We start from the raw sequence: 17,370 nt of genomic DNA on the forward strand, positions 1-17,370 counted from the left end.
GGTTTCTCCTACCCAACCCACTCTGCAGGCGGCACTGCTCACATCATATACCGGACATCCCGCCCGACCAGCCAGAGCACTGCACCATCCCGCGAATCCGCTGCAATTTCGCCTATTATCCGACCATGCCAGACGGTATACTCCCTCGGTTCACATTCAGCAAATCTTGCTCTGATTTTCATTTCGCGCGAAAAAAATTATGCAAAAATTCGATGTCAAAACCTTTCAGGGCCTGATCCTGCAGCTGCAGGACTATTGGTCCCGCCAGGGCTGTACCATCATTCAGCCACTGGATATGGAAGTGGGTGCCGGTACTTCCCACCCCATGACCTGTCTGCGTGCCCTGGGCCCGGAGCCCATCGCCTGCGCTTACGTGCAACCGTCCCGCCGTCCGACTGACGGCCGCTACGGTGAAAACCCGAACCGCCTGCAGCACTACTACCAGTTCCAGGTAATCATCAAACCTTCCCCCGACAATATTCAGGAACTCTATCTGGGCTCCCTGAAAGAGCTGGGCATGGATCCTGAAATCCACGACATCCGCTTCGTGGAAGACAACTGGGAAAACCCGACACTGGGTGCCTGGGGTCTGGGTTGGGAAGTGTGGCTGAACGGCATGGAAGTGACCCAGTTCACCTACTTCCAGCAGGTTGGCGGCCTCGAGTGCAAGCCGGTCACCGGCGAGATCACCTACGGTCTCGAGCGTCTGGCCATGTACATTCAGGGCGTAGACAGCGTCTACGATCTGGTCTGGTCTGACGGCCCGCTGGGCAAGACCACCTACGGCGACGTGTTCCACCAGAACGAAGTGGAGCAATCCACCTACAACTTCGAACACGCCGATGTGGAGTTCCTGTTCCACTGCTTCGAGCAGTACGAGAAGGAAGCCCAGAATCTGCTGGCACTGGAAAAACCGCTGCCGCTGCCTGCCTACGAGCGCATCCTCAAAGCCGCTCACTCCTTCAACCTGCTGGATGCCCGCAAGGCCATCTCGGTCACCGAGCGTCAGCGCTACATCCTGCGCATTCGCACCCTGACCAAGGCCGTGGCAGAGGCATACTACGCCTCCCGCGAAGCGCTGGGCTTCCCTATGTGTCAGCGCAGTGAGAACAAGCAAGGTTAAGGAACGGACATGGCACAACATACATTTCTGGTAGAGATCGGTACTGCTGAGCTGCCGCCCAAAGCCCTGCGCTCCCTGGCCGAAGCCTTTGCCGACAACCTCAAAAGCGAACTGACCAAGGCCGATCTGGCCTTCGGCGACGTCGAGTGGTTTGCCTCACCGCGCCGTCTGGCGCTGAAGGTCAGCGAGCTGGCTGGCGAACAGCCGAGCAAGAGCGTCGAGAAGCGCGGCCCGGCCGTCTCTCAGGCGTTCGATGCCGAAGGCAAGCCGACCAAGGCTGCCGAAGGCTGGGCCCGTGGCAACGGCATCACCGTTGATCAGGCGGAGCGTCTGGTCACCGACAAGGGTGAGTGGCTGGTTCACACCGCCAAGGTCGAAGGCCGTCCGGCCAAAGATCTGCTGGGCGAGCTGGTTAGCCAAGCACTGGCCAAGCTGCCCATCCCGAAAATGATGCGCTGGGGCGACAAGACCATCCAGTTCGTGCGTCCGGTGTTCACCGTGACCCTGCTGCTGGATGGGGATCTGGTTCCCGCTCACATTCTGGGTATCGACTCTGCCCGCACCATCCGCGGTCACCGCTTTATGGGCGAGCCCGAGTTCACCATCGACAACGCCAGCCAATACCCGCAGATCCTGCAGGAGCGCGGCATGGTGATTGCCGACTTCATGGCGCGCAAGGCCAAGATCAAGGCTGACGTCGAAGCGGCCGCTGCCGCCTTCGGTGGCGTGGCCGATCTGGACGACGCCCTGCTGGAAGAAGTGACCGCACTGGTCGAGTGGCCGGTAGTGCTGACCGCCAACTTCGAAGAGAAGTTCCTGGCCGTTCCCGCTGAAGCGCTGGTACACACCATGAAGGGTGACCAGAAGTACTTCCCGGTCTACGACAAGAACGGCAAGCTGCTGCCGAAGTTCATCTTCGTCACCAACATCGAGTCCAAAGACCCGAGCCAGATCATCAGCGGCAACGAGAAGGTGGTTCGCCCCCGTCTCTCTGACGCCGAGTTCTTCTTCAAGACCGATCTCAAGCAGACTCTGGCCTCCCGCCTGCCGCGCCTTGAAACCGTGCTGTTCCAGCAACAGCTGGGCACCGTCAAGTCCAAGGTCGAGCGTATCGAGACCGTCGCCGGCTTTATTGCCGAGCGTATCGGCGCCGACGTCACTCAGGCCAAGCGTGCCGGTCTGCTCTCCAAGTGTGACCTGATGACCAACATGGTCGGCGAGTTCACCGACACCCAGGGTGTCATGGGGATGCACTACGCCCGTCACGATGGCGAAGACGAAGCGGTTGCCGTGGCCCTCAACGAGCAGTACATGCCGCGCTTTGCCGGCGATGCCCTGCCGTCCGGTCTGGTTGCCTGCGCCGTCGCGCTGGCCGACAAGTTCGACACCCTGGCCGGTATCTTCGGCATCGGCATGCTGCCGAAGGGTGACAAGGACCCGTTCGCCCTGCGTCGCGCCGCCATCGGTGCCCTGCGCATCATGACCGAGAAGCAGCTGGATCTGGATCTGGTTGAACTGGTTGAAGAAGCGGTACGCGTCTACGGCGACAAGCTGACCAACCAAACCGTCGTCACCGACGTGGTCGACTTTATGCTGGGCCGCTTCCGCGCCGCCTATCAGGACGAAGGCATCGGTGCCGACGTGGTGCTGGCCGTACTGGCCCGCCGCCCGACCCGTCCGCTCGACTTCGATCGTCGCGTCAAGGCCGTCAGCCACTTCCGCACGCTGGATGCCGCACTGGCACTGGCTGCCGCCAACAAGCGCGTGAGCAACATTCTGGCCAAGGTCGAAGGCGAACTGCCGACTGCCGTCAAACCGGAACTGCTGGTCGATGCCGCCGAGAAGGCGCTGGCCACCCAGGTTGCCGAACTGCAAGCCGAACTGGCCCCGCTGTTCGCTGCCGGTGACTATCAGGCTGCCCTCACCCGTCTGGCCGCCCTGCGCGAGCCGGTCGACACCTTCTTCAACGAGGTGATGGTGATGGCCGACGACGAAGCCCTCAAGGCCAACCGTCTGGCACTGCTGAACAACCTGCGCAACCTGTTCCTGCAAGTCGCGGATATCTCCCTGCTGCAGTGATATTGGTTGGGTTGAGTGATATTAAAAACGGCGCCTCAATGGCGCCGTTTTTTATTGCCGACTAAGAATGTAATGGTTCTTCATCTGAGCTTGTTAAATATAAAGTCTTGGAGAGATATTGAAGCGCGGCAATGAATCGATCCTGTTCTTTTAAACTATGCCCTATATTATATTTTTCATCTTTAAAAACTACGCTGATATCGTACTTTTCATCTTTCCACTCAACTGAGACAACCCCAACAACAGATTCATTTTCATCATTGAGTTTAGTAAAAAATACTTTTATAAAATCTGAAGGGTTATTGTGAAATATTTTCAATGAAAGATATTCTTCATCACTCTGAATGATATTCAAATGGCTGGATGTTTCTCTAACAACATTTATTATTTTATCCATCACTGAAAATACAAATCGACGTAAATCTGAACTAGCGAAATGTTTGATTACAACCTTCATATGCGTAGACTCAACAACTTTACTGATTGTCAACTCTGCTGGCGTACCGCCATGATATTCTGCAGTTACAACCATTATTGCATTAAATAACTCATAGTCATCTTCCGTGAGAAATGAATCTTCAATGTCATCTGTTATAAAATTCTTTATTTCAGAAACCAGATGTTCAATCTCAAAAAATGCAGAGCATAACGTTTCAAGACTAGTGTCATTTACCTTGATCATTCTGCAGCCAACATGACCCGCAAGAACCATTAAGTTATTCGCTAACATATCTATATAGCTACAAGTTAAATTCTGCATTCTAATAGAGTCATTTCCGCCATTCTTTTCCTCTATAAAAGAGTCATAGAAAAAAAGACTGTTTCCTCTGTTTATTTCTGTAATTTCTCTGATCTTATCACTTAGGTCTGACCTTATTTTTAAAAAACCATTTTTATGAAGATTTTTATAATCGAATATTGTTGCATGAATAACAGGTAAATCCTCAGCCGTTATGTACCTGAAGTTCAAATGCTTAATTTTCCTAATCAAAATACGCTCAAATAACTTCTCTTGTTCAAAATAAATATCTGATAATTGCTTACGATCTTGATTGGCTAACGTTTCTGTTACTCTTGCTGAACTATGATTTGCGATAACCCACGTTGCTAATGGAATAGATAAAGAAGCTATAGCTATTGGCAATTTCATTGTTGCCCACATGTCCGATAAAAACACACCGAATGCGGCAAAATGCGATATCCCAAACCACAGTAAAGCTGACAACACAATCGGGACTAAAATGGCAAGCCATAGTGCTGTTGTTTGAAATACATCTTTTCTTGCGCCTACTATTTTTTTATACACAAGACACCATATCTAATGAGATCACCAAATGAGATTAAACATTTTAACGCTGCGCATTTCAATCGCCTATCCACATATCACAGGTATCAAGCCCGTAGGTTCGATTAGCCGTTAGGCGTAATCGGATGTTCGCGTAAATTGATTCTCCCGCCATCACAACCAACCAAATTCTCACCTCCAGTTGGCCGCCCCTGTTGTACGGCAACAACCGCAACTAAATCCTCTCGTTCGTCCGATTACGTTGCGCTAATCGAACCTACAGAAAGCGGTGGCTTGCGGAGCATACCGGTCGGTGCCGAACATCGATAAGCCCAGCATTGACCTTAGATTGGCATAACATCCCCTCATCCCCAACCCTTCTCCCACAAGGGGAGAAGGGGGCAACCCGTAGGTTCGATTAGCCGTCAGGCGTAATCGGACGTTCGCGTAAATCAATTCTCCCGCCATAACGGCCAGCCGAATTCTCCCCCTGGCCGCCCCTGCTGTACGGCAACAACCGCAATCAAAGCCTCTCGTGCGTCCGATTACGCTGCACTAATCGAACCTACAGGGCATTGGCTGGCGCTCTATGCCGTTTGCCAAAGATCGGCCATTGCCCTTTGCGGGCCGTGGATGGGCCACGCTGCGGCATCAGGGCACACAGCAAGCATGCATAAGTAAAAATTGGGTCATTATTCGAAAATCCATAAATTACGTTTATACCGACTACCTTGGCGGAGTTGGCGGCCACCAGCGGCGATAACAGGTGCCAGCGGGGCATCGCCCGATCTCTGGCAAATAAGCGGAGCCCCCACTCATCCGCCCTTGCCGCATATCTTGCAGAAAACGGGGCCACGTTTGGTTCTTCAGGGGGAGTTCTGCGTATTACCGGGGAATTACCCTGCCGACTGAGCCAAGCTGTTATCATTTGAGTCAGTCCCCAGCGCCGCCACGCCCCGAGAGGAGAGTCATGGATATACCTGCCGCCCCGTCCCCCGCCATCTGCCAGCTGTGTCAGGAGAAAGCAGATCTCGACTTCGATTTCACCATGGCCTTTCAGCCCATCGTCGATTGCAGCAAGCGCACCATCTTCGGCTATGAGGCGCTGGTGCGGGGGCTCAACAACGAGCCGGCGCAGAGCGTGATTGCCCGGGTCAACGATGGCAATCGCTACCGCTTCGATCAGCTGTGCCGGATCAAGGCCATCGCGCTGGCCGCCCGGCTCGATATGCGGGGCATGCTGAGCATCAACTTTCTGCCCAATGCGGTCTACCGCCCGGAGCGCTGCATCCGCACCACCCTGCAGGCGGCCCGCGAGCATCTCTTTCCCATCGAGCAGATCATGTTCGAATTCACCGAGGTGGAGCAGGTGCTGGATAACCGCCATATTCGCGGCATCGTCGATCACTATCAGGCGCTCGGCTTCAAGACGGCGATCGATGACTTTGGCGCCGGTTATTCGGGCCTGAGCCTGCTGGCCGATTTTCGCCCCAACATCGTCAAGCTCGATATGCACCTGCTGCGCGGCATCGACCATGACCCGATCCGGCAAGCCATAGTGCGCCACTGTCTGGCCCTGTTTGCCGAGTTGCAGATCACCCCGCTGGCGGAGGGGGTCGAGACCCGCGAAGAGATGGCCTGCCTGCGGGAGATAGGCATCAGCCTGATGCAGGGCTATCTGTTTGCCCGCCCCGGCTTCGAAACCCTGCCCGAAGTGGATTTCACCAGCCTGTAAGCGGCTGCCGCGATTCCTGCTTTGCTATCAACGAATCGAGGCGCCATGGGCGCCTCGATTCGTTTGGTTGCGTTGGGCAAGCGTCGGGATCAGTGGATCCCGGCGGCATGCAGCTCGGGAACGTACTGTTTGTCGACCCGGAAGATATGGTCGATCAGCCAGCTCTTGAGGAACATGACGACGTGCAAGTCGGCATCGGGCTCGCCACGGGCAAAGCTGACCAGATGGCGATCCAGATCCTGCAGCAGTTTGACGTGCACCCCCTTGTGGGCGCTGAGCTGGCTGTATCCGGCCCGCTCCATCAGCTTCTCTTCGTCCAGCAAGTGCTGTTTGGCCAGCCCCACCAGCCGGTCGAGCCGCTGTTTGACCTGATCGCCGCCACTGCCATCCTGAATGGCGTGGTAGAGCTGGTTCATGGCATCGAACAGGCCGATATGCTGCCGGTCAACCTCGGCCACCTGCACGCTGAACGCTTCGCTCCAGTGAACGATATCCTCGTTATTCGCTTGCTCGACGCGATGGCTGACCTTGAACTGGCTACCGAGCAGGCGGATCTCTTCGCTGCCAAAGCCCACCTCCTTAGCGCTGCGGGCACTTTGCAAGGTAAGCCCCAGCGTCTGGTGGGCGATATCGGCCACCTCCACTACGCTGCGGTTGGTCTCTTCCGCCACCTGTGACTGTTGCTCGGCGGCGGTGGCAATCTGGGTGTTGAGCCCGGTAATGCGCTCGACCGCCGAAACGATGGCATGCAGGGTCTGCCCCGCTTCACCCGCCTGCACCACCGCCTGTTCGCTCTGACGGGTGGTCTCGTGCATGGTGCTGACTGCTTCGCTGGTGCGTCGCTGCAACTGCTCAATCTTCTGCTGGATCTCGACGGTGGCGTTCTGGGTACGGCTCGCCAGGGTGCGCACCTCGTCGGCCACTACCGCAAAGCCGCGCCCCTGTTCACCGGCGCGGGCCGCTTCGATGGCGGCGTTGAGGGCCAGCAGGTTGGTCTGCTCGGAGATGGCGCGGATGGCGTTGACGATCTCGCCGATCTGGTTGCTCTCCTGCTCCAGCCGGTTGATGGTGCCAGCCGCCTGCTCCATGCCGCTGGCCACCTTGCGGATCATGCTCATCGCCTCTTCGACCCGCCCCTGCCCGGTAAGCGCCTCGCGTTGGGTCTGCTCAGTCTCCAGCCGCGCCTCTTCGGTGTTGCGGGCGATCTCCTGCACCGTGCTGACCATCTCGTTGATGGCAGTGGCCAGCATGTCGGTATTGGTCTGCACCTGTACCATCCCCTGCCGGGTGCGGTCAGTCTGCTCCTTGAGGCCCCCGCTCTTGCGGTTGTTCTGCTCCGCCACCCCCAGCACGGTGGCAATGATGTGGTCCACATCGCCGATAAAGTCGTTAAACGTCACCGCCAGTCGGGCGAACTCGTCCTTTCCCACCACCGGCAGGCGAAAGGTGAGGTTCTTGCTGCCGTGGGCCAGGTTCTCGAGATTGCGATCCAGCTGCTTGAGCGGCACCAATACCTTGAGCAGCAGAACGCCCAGAATGGCGAGCACCAGCAGGCAGGTGAGCAGACGCAGTGCCACCATCTGGGTTTCGAAACTCTCTTGCAGCGCGAGGTTGGATGCGCGATTGTCGGCCAGCTCCTGCCCATGGCGCTGCAACGCCCCGCCAACCTGTTCGGCGATGGAGGCGGAAACTGCATCAAAGCCACTACCATCAGCTTTCATCACCCGGTTGCCCGCCTCGGCCCCCTGCTGCTGATAGGCGGTAACCATCTGCTGGCCTACCGCCATCTGCTGTTGCAGCAGTTGCCGCAGATCAAGCTTGTCCTCCATCAGTGAAGGCAACAGTGCCTGCGCAGCGTCAGAGTGGCTGCGGGCCTCGGACATCGAGCCGTCATCACCGGTCAGGGAGGCATCGGTCAGAAACTGCTGGATCTGGGTGGTGTGGTAGCGCAGCTCCTGCAACAGGTTCTGGGAGCTATTGAGGTGGGCGGTCTCTTCATCCATGGCGGCCAGCTGTCGGCTCAAGCGCTGATCCAGCACGCTGGTCGCAAACAGGGTGAGCACTATCAGGGCAACGCACCACAGGGTGAAGGTTCGAAGGGAGTAGAGGGCAAGCCAGCGATACAACATACAACGTCCTCGTCAGTTTGAGTCCATGTCCATGTTCGGTGTCAGTGTTGAGTTTAGAGGGTTAATTTCCCATTTTTCCTCTTCACCTCATCTTAGCGGCCAAACGACCTCTTTGCGGATCGGCCTGTATCAGGAGCACGGCCCGGCTCACATATCCGTTTGCCTCCATGGGATAGCTGGCCGCATAAAGATAGCGCCCCGTTGGCCATAAACGACCACACTGGGTGATGCTGCCGGGTCATGACGCCGCGTCTGGTAAGCTACCGGCATGAAACCGCAGGCTTTGTTGATTATGAAGTTAATAAACAGGGGGCTGAGAGATGAAGAGATCCATAATGGTCGCCTTGCTGACTCTGGCCATGGCAACCGGTGCTCAGGCGGCCGACAAGGTGACGACCGTGCCGGTGCAGTTCGCCAAGGGGGCTCACAGCGCCGAGGTCAAGGGCACCTTCACAGGCTATGACACCATCAACTACACGCTGGTCACCAAAGCGGGCCAGACCATGACGGTCGGCATCTCCGGCAGCAGCAATGCCAACTTCAATGTCTTTGCCCCCGGCGCCGTGCCCGGTCAGGCCGAAGCGCTCAGCTCGGGCGCAGTCGGCGAGCAGTGGCAGGGCAAGCTGCCTGCCTCGGGCAAGTATCTGATCCAGGTCTATCAGATGCGCGCCACAGCACGCCGTGGCGAGCAGGTGCCCCATACCCTGTCGGTCTCTATCCAGTAAGTCTCCCCGGCCCGCAGCCAACTTGACGCCAAAACAAAACGGACACCCGAGGGTGTCCGTTGGTATAAGCACTCACGCAATCAGGCTGCCTGCATGAAGAGCCCGTCTACCGGCTGATCCCGCAATAAAACAGAGCTGACACGCCCTTGCCTTGCTGGCTCGTAAAAACAGAAACCCCCTCGCGATGGAGGGGGTTTCTCGTTGCAAACAGGGCAGGATCAGCGCAGCGGCTTGACCGAGCGACGAACGATCAGCTCCGGCTGTACCGTCATCGACTCCACTTCCAGCTCCTTGTTGCGGATCCGGCTGACCAGATGCTTCACCGCCAGCTGGCCCAGTTCGGCCTTCGGATGGCGGATGGTGGTCAGCGGCGGGCTTGAGAAGCGCGCCATCTCCACATCGTCGTAGCCGATGATGGAGATATCGTCCGGCACCTTGATCCCGGCCTCCCAGGCAGCGCAGATGGCGCCGATCGCCATGGGATCGTCGAAGGCGAAGACCGCAGTCGGGCGAGGCTGCAGGGTCAGGATGCGCTGCATGGCATCGAAACCGCTCTGGCTCTCGTAATCCCCTTCAAAGATCTGCTCCTCTTTCAGGGTCAGACCGTGTTCGCCCAGCGCATCGCGCACCCCGTCCAGTCGCTGCTGGGTGGTCGGCTTGGAGAGCTGACCCGTGATGCAGACGATGTCGCGGTGGCCCTGCTCCATCAGATAGCGCATGGCCATGCGCGCACCGGTGCGGGCGTTGTCATTGATAACGTTGGCGAAATCGCACTCGGTTCCCCAGTCCAGCACCACCTGCGGCACGTTCTTGTGGATACGCAGCATGTCGCGCAGCTGAGCGTCGATATCGGTACCAAGCACCAGCAGGCCATCCACCCGCTTCTCCATCAGCATGCGCAGATAGTGCTGCTGACGGGGCGGCTGGTTTTCGGTGTTGCAGAGGATCAGGCTGTAGCCCTGCTCGAAGCAGTAGGCTTCCACCCCTTGCACCACTTCCGCAAAGAAGGGGTTCACGCTGGTGGTGACCAGCATGCCGATGGTTTTGGTCGAATTTATTTTAAGACTGCGCGCTACCGAGTTGGGCGCGTAGTTGAGTTCTGCCACCGCCTCAATCACTTTCTGGGTCGCGTCTTCGCTGACCCGGCGAGTGTGGTTGAGCACATGTGAGACGGTGGAGATGGATACGCCTGCACGGGAGGCGACATCCTTGATTGTTGCCATCTCTGTCTCCTGACTTTCAAAGGCGGAACATTAGCAGATTTCCCGAATAAAGGCTTGGTTTTAACGAGCTCTGCCACGGAATTGTCAATGCTGGCTAATTTAGGCGCTCATTTTTGTTTGCGCAAACGGATTGTGGTCAAAATGGGAGCAGCATCAGGGTAAAATATCGTCAGATTAATCCTCTGGCGTTTATCCAGACCGCCTCTGGTTATCGAGATGTTAACATCAACTTTCAAAATTAAACTCTAAATGCCATTTTAAAACAGGTCATTTATTTCAAAATACCCGCTCGCAACCCCCTCTGGTTAGTATCTTTAACATCTTGTTATTGCCCCGCGAGGAATGATAGAACCTTATCTACTGCCGGACATGCAGGACCTGGATCCGGAAAGGCACACGGGAATGAAACAATCCACTGATTAAAGGATGAATCAATGAATAATTTTGGAAGAATGGCAGTAAAGGCAGCGGTTTCTTTGGCTCTGTTTGGATCAGTTTCCATGGCCCATGCCGCCGATACCATCAAGATCGGCATCGCCGGTCCGGTCACCGGTCCGGTCGCCCAGTATGGTGACATGCAGTTCACCGGCGGCAAGATGGCGGTCGAGCAGATCAACAAGGCAGGCGGCATCAAGGGCAAGCAGATCGAAGCGATCGTCTATGACGATGCCTGCGATCCCAAGCAGGCCGTCGCGGTCGCCAACAAGGTAGTGAACGACGGCGTCAAATTCGTGGTCGGCCACCTCTGCTCCGACAACACCCTGCCCGCCTCCGACATCTATGAAGACGAGGGGATCCTGATGATCACCCCCGCCTCCACCAACCCCAAGATCACCGAGCGTGGCTACCAGCTGACCCTGCGCACCATCGGTCTGGATAGCGATCAGGGCCCGACTGCCGCCAAATACATCATCGAGCAGGTCAAACCCAAGCGCGTCGCCGTTATCCACGACAAGAAGCAGTATGGCGAAGGCATCGCCTCCAGCGTGAAAGCGGCGCTGGACAAGGCTGGCGTCAAGGTCGTCGCGTTTGAAGGCATCACTGCCGGTGACAAGGACTTCTCCGCCCTGATCGCCAAGCTGCAGAAAGAGAACGTCGATTTCGTCTACTACGGCGGCTATCACCCGGAGCTGGGTCTGATCCTGCGTCAGGCTGGCGAGAAGGGTCTGAAGGCCAAGTTCATGGGCCCGGAAGGGGTGGGCAACAAGGACATCTCCGCCATCGGTGGCCCGGCTTCCGAAGGCCTGCTGGTAACCCTGCCGAACAAGTATGATCTGGTGCCGGCCAACGCCCCGCTGGTTGCGGCATTCAAGGCCAAGGGTCAGGACTCCTCCGGCCCGTTCGTCTGGACTACCTATGCCGCGGTGCAAACCCTGGCTGCCGGTATCGCCAAGGCGGGTGACGAGGATCCGGCTGCCGTTGCTGCCGCCATCAAGGCTGCGCCGGTCGATACCGTGATGGGCCAGCTCAACTGGGCACCGAACGGCGACCTGAAAGGCTTCGAATTCGGTGTGTTCCAGTGGCACGCTGACGGTACCTCTACCCAACTCAAATAATCTGCCGATCGGGGGCGAGCCGACTCGCCCCCTCCTCTCTTTGCGGGCAAGTACAGGGAACGCAGTATGTCCGAACACCTCCTTTATCTCGTTCAGCAGTTGCTGAACGGGTTAACCATAGGCAGCACCTATGCGTTGATCGCCATCGGCTACACCATGGTCTATGGCATCATCGGCATGATCAACTTCGCCCACGGCGAGGTTTACATGATCGGCTCCTATGTCGCTTTCATGGTGATGGCGGGGCTCATGATGATGGGCATCGACAGCACCGTTTTGCTGCTGGGCGGCGCCTTTCTGGTCAGCATCGTCATCACCGGCACCTATGGCTGGACCATAGAGCGGGTCGCCTACCGGCCGCTGCGCGGTGGCAACCGGCTGATCCCCCTCATCTCCGCCATCGGCATGTCGATCTTCCTGCAGAACATGATGCGAATGGCACAGGGCTCGCGGGATATCGCCATGCCCAGCCTCATCTCCGGCGGCTGGACCCTGGGCGAGGCTGACGGCTTTCAGGCCAGCCTCTCCTATATGCAGCTCATCATCTTCGTCATCACTTTCGTGACCATGCTGGCACTGACCCAGTTCATCGGCCGCTCCCGCATGGGGCGCGCCTGCCGCGCCTGCTCGGAAGATATCAAGATGGCCAACCTGTTAGGGATAGACACCCACGTGGTCATCTCCATCACCTTCGTGCTGGGGGCCGCGCTGGCCGCCGTTGCCGGGGTACTGCTCGGCATGTACTACGGCGTCATCAACCCCTATCTCGGCTTTATGGCCGGGCTGAAAGCCTTCACTGCCGCGGTACTGGGCGGTATCGGCAGCATTCCCGGCGCAGTGCTGGGCGGTCTGCTGCTCGGCGTGGTGGAAGCGCTCACCGCCGGCTATCTCAGCACCGAATACAAGGATGTGATGGCGTTCGCCCTGCTCATCTTTGTGCTGCTCTTTATGCCGACCGGCATTCTGGGCCGCCCGGAAGTGGAGAAAGTATGATGAAACGCCAATTCATCCATGCCTGCATCGCCAGCCTGGTGCTGCTGGTGCTCTCCTTCTGGCTGCTCGGCTTCAAGCTGGAGACCGATGGCTCCCGTCTGCTGGTGGTGAGTCGCCTCGATGTGTCGCTGGCCTGGCTGCTGGGCGGCGCCACCCTCGTATTCTGGTTCCAGCTGCTGCGCGGCCAGATTGCCAAGCTGTTCCAGGCCTCCATAAGCGGCTTCTCGGTCGGCTTCGGCAAGCTGGTGCTGCCGAGTCAGGAAGAAGCACCGCGCCTCTACAACACCACCGCCATTCTGGTACTGCTGTTTGCGGTGAGCTGGCCCTTTATGGCCTCTCGCGGCGCCATCGATCTGGCCACTCTCACCCTGATTTACATCATGCTGGGGCTGGGTCTGAACGTGGTAGTCGGCCTCGCCGGTCTGCTCGATCTCGGCTATGTCGGCTTCTATGCGGTCGGCGCCTACAGCTACGCCCTGCTCAACAACTACTTCGGACTGAGCTTCTGGGAGTGTCTGCCTATCGCCGGTGGTCTGGCAGCCCTGTTCGGCTTCCTGCTCGGCTTCCCGGTGCTGCGGCTGAGGGGGGACTATCTGGCCATCGTCACCCTCGGCTTTGGCGAGATCATCCGCATCCTGCTCAACAACATGACCAGCCTGACCGGCGGCCCCAACGGCATCTCCGGCATTCCCAAGCCGACGCTGGGGGGGCTGGAGTTCAACCGCACCGTCAAGGATGGTGGCTTCGAGACCTTCCACGAGTTCTTCGGCATCGCCTACAACGCCAACCACAAGGTGATTTTTCTCTATCTGATGGCGCTGGTGCTGGTGATCGCCACCCTGTTCGTCATCAACCGCCTGCTGCGCATGCCGCTGGGCCGCGCCTGGGAAGCGCTGCGGGAAGACGAGATCGCCTGCAAATCGCTGGGGCTCAACCCCACCATCATCAAGCTGACCGCCTTCACCATCGGCGCCACCTTCGCAGGCTTCGCGGGGAGTTTCTTTGCCTCCCGGCAGGGCTTTATCAGCCCGGAATCCTTCGTCTTTATCGAGTCGGCCATCGTGCTCGCCATCGTGGTGCTGGGCGGTATGGGCTCGCAAATCGGGGTGGTGCTGGCTGCCATCGTGATGACTGTACTGCCCGAGCTGGCCCGCGAATTCAACGAGTACCGCATGCTGATGTTCGGCCTCTTGATGGTGTTCATGATGATCTGGCGGCCACAGGGCTTGCTGCCGATGACCCGTCCGCATCTGGAGTTGAAGAAATGAGTACTCATCAGAAGTTAATGGAAGTCTCTGATCTGTCGATGCGCTTCGGAGGGTTGCTGGCAGTCAACGGGGTCAAGCTGGATATCGACAAGGGCGAGGTGATCTCCATCATCGGCCCCAATGGCGCAGGCAAGACCACCATTTTCAACTGCCTGACCGGCTTCTACCGCCCGAGCGGCGGCACCATCCGCTACAAAGGTGAGGAGATCCAGGGGTTGCCCGGTCACCTCATCGCCCGTAAGGGGATTGTGCGCACCTTCCAGCATGTGCGGCTGTTCAAGGAGATGACAGCGGTGGAGAACCTGCTGGTTGCCCAGCACAGGCACCTCAACACCGGCTTTCTGGCCGGGCTGTTCAAGACACCTTCCTTCCGCCGTGCCGAGGAGGAGGGGCTGGAACAGGCCGCCTTCTGGCTGGATAAGGTGGGGCTCAAGGATCTCTCCAACCGCGCCGCCGGCAACCTGGCCTACGGTCAGCAGCGGCGGCTCGAGATCGCCCGCTGCATGGCGACCCGCCCCGAGCTGCTGATGCTGGATGAACCGGCCGCCGGCCTCAACCCGAAGGAGACCGACGAGCTGGATGAGCTCATCATGACCCTGCGGGATGAATTCGGGGTCTCGGTGCTGCTGATCGAACACGATATGAAGCTGGTGATGGGTATCTCCAACCGCATCTTCGTGGTCAGTCAGGGCACCCCGCTGGCCCACGGCAAGCCGGACGAAATCCGCAACAATCCGGCAGTGATCAAGGCCTATCTGGGCGAGTCGTAAGGAACACAAGATGTTAGAACTTCGCAACGTATCGACCCACTACGGCAAAATTCAGGCACTGCACGATGTCAGCGTTGAGGTGAAAGAGGGGGAAATCGTCACCCTGATCGGCGCCAACGGCGCGGGCAAGACCACCCTGTTGATGACCCTCTGTGGCGAACCCAAGCCCAGCAGCGGCTCCATCTGGTTCGAGGGGGAGCAGATAGACTCGCTCTCCACCGCCCGCATCATGCGCAAGGATATCGCCGTGGTGCCGGAGGGGCGCCGCATCTTTGCCCGCCTGACGGTGGAAGAGAACCTGCTGATGGGCGCCTTCTTTGTCGACAAGGCCGAGCAGCATGGCCTGCTGGATCAGGTGTTTACCCTGTTCCCGCGCCTGCATGAGCGACTGGAGCAGCGCGCCGGCACCATGTCCGGCGGCGAGCAGCAGATGCTGGCCATTGGCCGCGCCCTGATGAGCAAGCCTCGCCTGCTGCTGCTGGACGAGCCCTCGCTGGGGCTGGCCCCCATCGTCATCCAGCAGATCTTCGACACCATAGAGCAGCTGCGCCAGAAGGGGATGACCATCTTTCTGGTGGAGCAAAACGCCAACCAAGCGCTCAAGCTGGCCGACCGCGGCTATGTGCTGGAGAACGGCCGCGTGGTGCTGCAGGACACGGGAGCGGCACTGCTGGCCAACCCGGCGGTGCGGCAGGCTTATCTCGGCGGTTAACCCACTGACCTGCATGCCATATCGACAAGGGAGCCACAGGCTCCCTTATCTTTTGTGGGGTTAGTTTGCGCCACGGCTTGCGGTACACTGACCCGTAATCAACCTATTCGCAGGACATCTCAATGGACCAGTTTGCCCATATCAGTGCCCATGATGCCCACCAGAAACTGAGCGCGGGTGAAGCCCGTCTGGTGGATATTCGCGACCCGCAATCATTTGAAGCGGCCCACGCGGTCGGCGCCTTCCACCTCACCAACGGCACCCTGGTGCGCTTTATGAACGAGGTGGAGTTCGACACCCCGGTCATCGTGATGTGCTATCACGGCAACAGCAGTCAGGGCGCCGCCCAATACCTGCTGCAACAGGGGTACGATGAGGTCTACAGTCTGGATGGCGGCTTCGAGGCGTGGCGCCGGGAGTTTCCCATCGAGGCAGGCGAGGCATGATCCAGCTGCTGGTGCTCGACAACGCCCGCATGGCGCAGGCGCTGGTGGACTATCTGGCGACGCTGGGCATCTCCTGCGAGCTGACCCAGTCCGAGCTGGGGGTCACCATCTGGCTGGCTGACGAGCAGCGCCTCGCTCAGGCCCAGCTGGAGGTGAAACGCTTCCTCGCCGAGCCGAACCACCCCCGCTATATGGAGGCCTCCTGGCAGTCCGGCCGGGCTGATGCCCGCATCGACTACAGCAAGGGGATGACGGATCCCGTCACCGATTTCCTCCATCAGGCGGGGCCACTGACGCTGGTGGTGATCATCGCCTGTCTCGCCATCTACGGGATCGATGCCATCGGTCTGCCCATCTACGACGAGCTGGCATTTCACCCGACTCTGGCCCAGTTCACCGACTGGCAGGCGTGGCGCTACTTTACCCCGGCCTTCATCCACTTCTCGGTGCTCCATCTGGTGTTCAACTTGCTCTGGTGGTGGTATCTCGGTGGTCAGATCGAGCAGCGTCTTGGCAGCGGCAAGCTGCTGATCCTGCTGCTGGTGGGCGCCGCCCTGCCCAATATCGCCGAGTTCTTCGCCAGCGGCCCGCTGTTTGGCGGCCTCTCCGGCGTGGTCTATGCCCTGCTCGGCTACTGCTGGCTGCGCAGCAAGCTGCAACCGGCCTGTGGCCTCACTCTGCCACCGGCGCTGATGGGCTTTATGCTGTTCTGGATGGTGCTCGGCTTCTTCGACATGCTCGGCACCAGCACCGCCAATATCGCCCATCTGACCGGTCTGCTGGTCGGCCTGCTGCAAGGCTGGCTTGATCGCAACCACCAGCCGGGCTGATTTTTCAGCTGCTGCAGAAACAACAACGCCGCCCCGAAGGGCGGCGTTTTTTATGGTCTGCGCAGTTACTGCTTGAGCAGGGAGCTGTTGGCCACTTACGAAGTTCGCTGGCTCAATGGTAAAAAGCTGCCGCGATCTCGGCAAAATATGGGAATTGTCGGTAGAATGTCCACCAACGCTTAAGGAGGACATCATGATCGACCCGAAGAAACTGGAAGAGATCGCCAAACAGGTACACAACTCCCTGCCGCCCGGCATCCGCAGTATGGGCGAAGAGGCCGAGAAGAAGATCCGTCAGGTACTGCAGGCACAGCTCAACAAGCTGGATCTGGTAAGCCGTGAAGAGTTCGACGTGCAGACCAAGGTTCTGCTGCGTACCCGGGAAAAACTGGCCGCCCTCGAAAGCAAGCTGGCTCAACTCGAAGAGCAGCTCGGCGCCAAAGGCGAATAACGGAAACCCCAGCATGGCTGGGGTTTCTGCTTTACGGGGCTCGGG

15 protein-coding genes are annotated in these 17,370 nt (G+C 58.3%); 12 read left to right on the forward strand and 3 right to left on the reverse strand.

The features are described 5' to 3' along the window. Positions 1 to 199 precede the first annotated feature (199 nt). Both glyQ and glyS read left to right on the forward strand, forming a co-directional pair. A complete protein-coding gene (gene glyQ, locus LG31_RS0102090) occupies positions 200 to 1,123 on the forward strand; it encodes a glycine--tRNA ligase subunit alpha (protein ID WP_005339464.1) in 924 nt (307 codons plus the stop codon). A 9-nt stretch (positions 1,124 to 1,132) separates the two neighbouring features. Next, positions 1,133 to 3,202 (forward strand): glycine--tRNA ligase subunit beta, encoded by a 2,070-nt coding sequence (gene glyS, locus LG31_RS0102095; protein ID WP_033112859.1) that lies wholly within the window; start codon positions 1,133 to 1,135, stop codon positions 3,200 to 3,202. Between the two features lie 61 nt (positions 3,203 to 3,263). Here glyS and LG31_RS0102100 read toward each other — a convergent pair whose 3' ends face one another. Further along, positions 3,264 to 4,508: a hypothetical protein gene (locus LG31_RS0102100; protein ID WP_152598275.1), complete on the reverse strand. Its 1,245-nt coding sequence runs from the start codon at positions 4,506 to 4,508 to the stop codon at positions 3,264 to 3,266. A gap of 949 nt (positions 4,509 to 5,457) precedes the next feature. Here LG31_RS0102100 and LG31_RS0102105 point away from each other — a divergent pair. Continuing rightward, positions 5,458 to 6,222: an EAL domain-containing protein gene (locus LG31_RS0102105; RefSeq protein WP_033112861.1), complete on the forward strand. Its 765-nt coding sequence runs from the start codon at positions 5,458 to 5,460 to the stop codon at positions 6,220 to 6,222. A gap of 89 nt (positions 6,223 to 6,311) precedes the next feature. On the opposite strand, the gene LG31_RS0102110 is transcribed toward LG31_RS0102105, so the two are convergent. Further along, a complete protein-coding gene (locus LG31_RS0102110; protein ID WP_050513382.1) occupies positions 6,312 to 8,351 on the reverse strand; it encodes a bacteriohemerythrin in 2,040 nt (679 codons plus the stop codon). Positions 8,352 to 8,671: 320 nt separating this feature from the next. Between LG31_RS0102110 and LG31_RS0102115 the strand changes: the two genes are divergently transcribed. Continuing rightward, the gene (locus LG31_RS0102115; RefSeq protein ID WP_033112862.1) at positions 8,672 to 9,076 is read left to right on the forward strand and encodes a hypothetical protein; all 405 of its coding nucleotides are present in this window, start codon (positions 8,672 to 8,674) and stop codon (positions 9,074 to 9,076) included. A 218-nt stretch (positions 9,077 to 9,294) separates the two neighbouring features. Here the strand turns inward: LG31_RS0102115 and LG31_RS0102120 are convergent, their stop codons facing one another. Next, positions 9,295 to 10,299 (reverse strand): substrate-binding domain-containing protein, encoded by a 1,005-nt coding sequence (locus LG31_RS0102120; RefSeq protein ID WP_033112863.1) that lies wholly within the window; start codon positions 10,297 to 10,299, stop codon positions 9,295 to 9,297. Between the two features lie 434 nt (positions 10,300 to 10,733). Between LG31_RS0102120 and LG31_RS0102125 the strand changes: the two genes are divergently transcribed. The 8 genes from LG31_RS0102125 (at position 10,734) to ubiK (ending at position 17,325) form a co-directional block, all read left to right on the forward strand. Next, a complete protein-coding gene (locus tag LG31_RS0102125; protein ID WP_033112864.1) occupies positions 10,734 to 11,855 on the forward strand; it encodes a branched-chain amino acid ABC transporter substrate-binding protein in 1,122 nt (373 codons plus the stop codon). Between the two features lie 66 nt (positions 11,856 to 11,921). Then, positions 11,922 to 12,848, forward strand: coding sequence for a high-affinity branched-chain amino acid ABC transporter permease LivH (livH, locus tag LG31_RS0102130; RefSeq protein WP_033112865.1), 927 nt, complete (start codon positions 11,922 to 11,924; stop codon positions 12,846 to 12,848). After that, positions 12,848 to 14,116 (forward strand): high-affinity branched-chain amino acid ABC transporter permease LivM, encoded by a 1,269-nt coding sequence (locus tag LG31_RS0102135; protein WP_033112866.1) that lies wholly within the window; start codon positions 12,848 to 12,850, stop codon positions 14,114 to 14,116. The genes livH and LG31_RS0102135 overlap by 1 nt, the downstream gene beginning before the upstream one ends. After that, positions 14,113 to 14,886: a high-affinity branched-chain amino acid ABC transporter ATP-binding protein LivG gene (livG, locus tag LG31_RS0102140; RefSeq protein ID WP_033112867.1), complete on the forward strand. Its 774-nt coding sequence runs from the start codon at positions 14,113 to 14,115 to the stop codon at positions 14,884 to 14,886. Before LG31_RS0102135 ends, livG begins: the two co-directional genes overlap by 4 nt. Positions 14,887 to 14,896: 10 nt before the next feature. After that, positions 14,897 to 15,598, forward strand: coding sequence for an ABC transporter ATP-binding protein (locus LG31_RS0102145; protein WP_033112868.1), 702 nt, complete (start codon positions 14,897 to 14,899; stop codon positions 15,596 to 15,598). 122 nt (positions 15,599 to 15,720) lie between these two features. Next, positions 15,721 to 16,044 (forward strand): thiosulfate sulfurtransferase GlpE, encoded by a 324-nt coding sequence (gene glpE, locus LG31_RS0102150; protein WP_033112869.1) that lies wholly within the window; start codon positions 15,721 to 15,723, stop codon positions 16,042 to 16,044. Beyond that, entirely contained in the window at positions 16,041 to 16,874 is an 834-nt protein-coding gene (glpG, locus tag LG31_RS0102155) for a rhomboid family intramembrane serine protease GlpG (RefSeq protein ID WP_033112870.1), read from the forward strand. The genes glpE and glpG overlap by 4 nt, the downstream gene beginning before the upstream one ends. Before the next feature lie 193 nt (positions 16,875 to 17,067). Further along, entirely contained in the window at positions 17,068 to 17,325 is a 258-nt protein-coding gene (gene ubiK, locus LG31_RS0102160) for a ubiquinone biosynthesis accessory factor UbiK (RefSeq protein ID WP_033112871.1), read from the forward strand. The last annotated feature ends 45 nt before the right edge of the window (positions 17,326 to 17,370 follow it).

Source organism: Aeromonas lacus (genome assembly GCF_000764665.1).
GTDB lineage: Bacteria > Pseudomonadota > Gammaproteobacteria > Enterobacterales > Aeromonadaceae > Aeromonas > Aeromonas lacus.